4 protein-coding genes are annotated in these 4,151 nt (G+C 46.6%); all 4 read left to right on the forward strand.

Features of this window, described 5'->3' with window-relative positions; translation table 11 throughout:
- The first annotated feature begins 173 nt into the window (after positions 1–173).
- The 4 genes from hutH to ACIFOT_RS32515 all read left to right on the forward strand — a co-directional run bounded on the left by hutH (position 174) and on the right by ACIFOT_RS32515 (position 4,032).
- The gene (hutH, locus tag ACIFOT_RS32500) at positions 174–1,679 is read left to right on the forward strand and encodes a histidine ammonia-lyase (RefSeq protein WP_430073150.1); all 1,506 of its coding nucleotides are present in this window, start codon (positions 174–176) and stop codon (positions 1,677–1,679) included.
- Between the two features lie 89 nt (positions 1,680–1,768).
- The gene (locus tag ACIFOT_RS32505) at positions 1,769–2,575 is read left to right on the forward strand and encodes a transporter substrate-binding domain-containing protein (RefSeq protein WP_430073141.1); all 807 of its coding nucleotides are present in this window, start codon (positions 1,769–1,771) and stop codon (positions 2,573–2,575) included.
- An 81-nt stretch (positions 2,576–2,656) separates the two neighbouring features.
- Positions 2,657–3,313 (forward strand): amino acid ABC transporter permease, encoded by a 657-nt coding sequence (locus ACIFOT_RS32510; protein WP_430073144.1) that lies wholly within the window; start codon positions 2,657–2,659, stop codon positions 3,311–3,313.
- Positions 3,310–4,032, forward strand: a complete 723-nt coding sequence (locus ACIFOT_RS32515; protein ID WP_430073147.1) for an amino acid ABC transporter ATP-binding protein — start codon at positions 3,310–3,312, stop codon at positions 4,030–4,032. The genes ACIFOT_RS32510 and ACIFOT_RS32515 overlap by 4 nt, the downstream gene beginning before the upstream one ends.
- The last annotated feature ends 119 nt before the right edge of the window (positions 4,033–4,151 follow it).

The following is a 4,151-nucleotide window of genomic DNA, read 5'->3' on the forward strand; positions in this document are numbered from 1 at the left end:
GGAGACCCCGGAGGCGCTAAAGCGCCGAGGAGGCTCCCCGGCACGCCCGCGAACCGCTCGCGCCTGGAGCACAAATCAACCAATAAGTTTAACAGAGTAATTTAAGAGCTTTATAATGTTTTATAAAGTCGATAAAACCTTCATAGGAGTGGGAAATCATGAGCAGCAAAGAAATGGTAGAGTTGAAATTAGTAGAATTAGACGGCTTGACCCTGGACCGTTATAAAGTGGAAAGCGTCGCAAAGGGCGAGGCGAAAGTAGACATACCGGAGCATAACTGGCTGCGGGTGCGGGAAAGCCGCAAGCGTGTGGAAAAACAAATCAATGATGGGAAAGTCGTTTATGGTGTGAATACCGGGTTCGGAAAACTCAGCGATATCGAAATTGACCGGGAAGATAATGCGAAATTACAGTTGAATTTATTGCGTGCCGACGCTGTCGGTGTCGGCGAACCGCTGCCCATCCCCGTTGTCAGAGCGATGATGACACTGAGAGCCAATTCCCTTGCCAAAGGCTTCTCGGGAATTAGGGTAGAAACGCTGCAGCTGCTCATCGACATGATCAACAATGGGGTTCATCCGGTTGTTCCTTGTAAGGGTTCGGTAGGTGCCAGCGGCGATCTAGCTCCGCTTTCTCATATTGCGATTGTATTGGTCGGAGAGGGGAAAGCCGAATACAAAGGCGAAATCCTGCTGGGTGCAGAAGCTCTAAAACGTGCGGGGCTTAAACCGGTATCCCTTCAAGCAAAGGAGGGTCTTGCCCTTATTAACGGAACTCAGGCGATGTCTGCTGTTGGCACCCTTGCTTTGAATGAAGCAGAACGTGTCGGTGTGGCCGCCGATATGGCAGCCTGTTTAACGATGGAGGCACTTACCGGAGTGATTTCTGCCTTTGACAGCGAGCTTTTAGCGGTTCGGCCGCATCCGGAGCTGGAATTGGTGGCTTCCCGGATGAGGAATTGGCTGGAGGGCAGTAAACGTATTACGCGCCAGGGAGAAATCCGCATACAGGATGCTTACTCGATTCGCTGTATTCCCCAGGTTCATGGTGCCTCCTGGCAGGCGATTCAGTATGTCGATCAGCGTTTGAGTGTGGAAATGAATTCAACAACCGATAACCCAATTGTTTTAGAAAGCGGTGAAATCCTCTCAGGAGGGCACTTCCATGGTCAGCCAATCGCCTTATCGATGGACTTTTTAAAGGTGGCGGCAGCAGAATGGGCGAATATTTCCGAGCGCAGAACGGAACGGCTCGTCAACCCGCAATTGAGCGGCTTGGCACCATTTTTGGCAGTGGATCCGGGGCTGGAATGCGGTCTGATGGTGGCTCAGTATGCTGCAGCATCGCTTGTTTCGGAAAATAAAGTTCTCGCCCACCCGGCAAGTGTGGACTCGATTCCGACTTCGGCCAATCAGGAGGACCACGTAAGCATGGGGACGATTGCCTCAAGACAAGCACGCGAGATCATTCATAATTCTGCCAGGGTTATTGCGATTGAAATGATCTGCGCCTCCCAGGCGATTTATTTGGAAAAAGCAGAAAAGGAATTGGCACCGGCAACAAGGGCGTATTTAGAGAAAATCCGGGAAATCTGCCCGCCGCTTGAATCGGACCGGGCGATATCGGATCAAATGGAAGAACTGGCGCAATTTATTTTAAGGGATCCATCTTTGATTTAAGTTTTAAAGCAAGAGATTGAGCTGTTCAAGGCTCAATCTCTGAATAAAAGTCTGAATTTTCGGATTTCTAAATATAAAGGGGGCTCATTATGAAGTCGTATAAAGTTTTATCGATCGTGTTCGCGTTAATGTTGATGGTATCAGCATGCGGTACCAGCAAGACCACCAGCGGAGGCGGCGATGCCAGTCAGGACAAGAAAACACTAAAGGTTGTGACTAACGCGGAATACGCTCCTTTTGAATACATGGATAAGGGAGATATCAAAGGGTTTGATCTTGATTTTATCAAAGTTGTGGCAAAAGAGGCAGGTTATCAAATTAATGTCGTGAATACCGGATGGGATCCTTTATTTGTTGAAATAAAAGGGAAAACAGCTGATTTTGGTATCTCGGCGATCACAATTAACGATGAACGGAAGCAGACGTATGATTTTTCAACCCCTTACTTTTTATCGACCAATGAAATCCTCGTGCCTGAGGGAAGCCCGATTAAAAGTGCAGCAGATTTGAAAGGGAAAAAAGTAGCTGTGCAAAATGGGACGACAGGGCAAGAGGCTGTTGAAGCCATCATCGGAAAAAACAGTCCCGACCTGAAAAAATTTGAAAGCACCAACTTAGCGATAATGGAATTGAAAGGCGGCGGTGTGGATGCCGTGGTTGCTGATAACACAGTCGTCGAAGAATACGTAAAAAATAATTCAAACGAAAAAGTAGTCGTGATTAAAGATGATGCAGCCTTTGAAAAAGAATTTTATGGACTGATGTTTCCAAAGGGCAGCAAGCTAAAAGCCGACTTCGACAAAGCCATCAAAACAGTGCTGGAAAGCGGTGAATATGCAAAGATTTACCAACAGTGGTTTAAGGTTGCTCCTGATGTGAGTTTGTTAAGCAAATAATGGTGAATTGCGTAACTCTTCTACAAATAGCAGTTACGCAATTTTTGGGTGAGAAGAATTTTAATAAAGGAGGATTAGCTTATGGATTTTCGTTTTGATTTAGTATCTGAATATAGTTCTTTTTTTCTAAAAGGGACAATGCTCACCATTGGTCTTTCCATTGCCAGTATTTTGTTCGGAACGATTTTGGGGCTCGTAATTGGACTGGGCAAAATGATGAAAAATAAATTTCTTGCGCAGCCGTTTGCCTGGTATATCGTCTTTTTCCGCGGAACACCCTTTTTGGTTCAAATATTGTTAATTCATTTTGCCGTTGTGCCGGTGTTCCTTGGAAAAACCAATGCCATTGTGGCAGCTATTTTAGCTCTTTCGTTTTGTTCTGCTGCGTATATTGCGGAGATTTTCCGTGCAGGGATCCAATCGATTGATCGGGGACAGATGGAGGCGGCACGGTCGCTTGGGATGAATCATCTCCAAGCGATGCGCTATGTGATTTTGCCGCAGGCTTTCAAACGGATGATCCCACCGTTAGGAAATGAGTTTATTGTGTTAATCAAGGATTCGTCGCTGGCCGCGTTAATTGCAGCTCCAGAGCTCATGTATTGGGGACGAGCCATGCAGGGGCAGTATTTTCGGGTCTGGGAGCCGTATCTTTCCGCAGCAGCAATCTACCTCCTGTTAACACTCAGCTTAAGCTTTCTTCTATCTAAACTGGAGAGGAGGCTCGCGACCGGATGATCAAGGTGAGAAATTTAAAAAAATCATTTGGGCATCATGAAGTATTAAAGAACATTAATGTTTCTGTCCAGCCGCAGGAGGTTGTCGTGGTGATAGGTCCTTCCGGGTCAGGGAAGTCCACCTTTTTACGGTGCATCAATTTATTGGAAACGATTACAGACGGACATATTTATATAGAAGGTATTGATCTTGCTGACAAAAAAACAGATATCAATAAAGTGCGGACGGATGTGGGCATGGTCTTTCAGCAGTTTAATCTGTTTCCACACAAAACGGTCATTGAAAATATTATGCTCTCGCCGATGAAGGTGAGAAAGGTTTCTGCGGAACAAGCAAGGGAGAAAGGGTTGGCGCTTTTAAGAAAGGTAGGGCTTGAAGACAAGGCGGATACTTATCCGGATTCGCTTTCCGGGGGGCAAAAACAGCGTGTCGCAATTGCCAGGGCCCTGGCGATGGAGCCAAAAATCATGCTTTTCGATGAACCCACTTCTGCCCTTGACCCGGAAATGGTCGGTGAGGTATTAGAGGTAATGAAGCAGCTCGCCAAGGAAGGAATGACAATGGTCGTTGTGACCCATGAAATGGGCTTTGCCAGAGAAGTGGGCGACCGTGTCATTTTCATGGATGGCGGCTTCATTGTGGAAGAAAATGTCCCAAGTGAATTATTCGAGAATCCAAAAGAAGAACGGACGATATCCTTTTTAAGTAAGGTTTTGTAAAAAATTAGACCAGTTCGCGCCGCGATTTGGTCTTTTGTGCGCTTGGCAGCGCTTCGCTCTAGAGGGTGCAAGTCCCTAACATGCCGTTGTGGCGGAAATGTATAGCTGACAGGTAGTGC

The sequence above is a fragment of the Neobacillus sp. NRS-1170 genome, assembly GCF_050468025.1.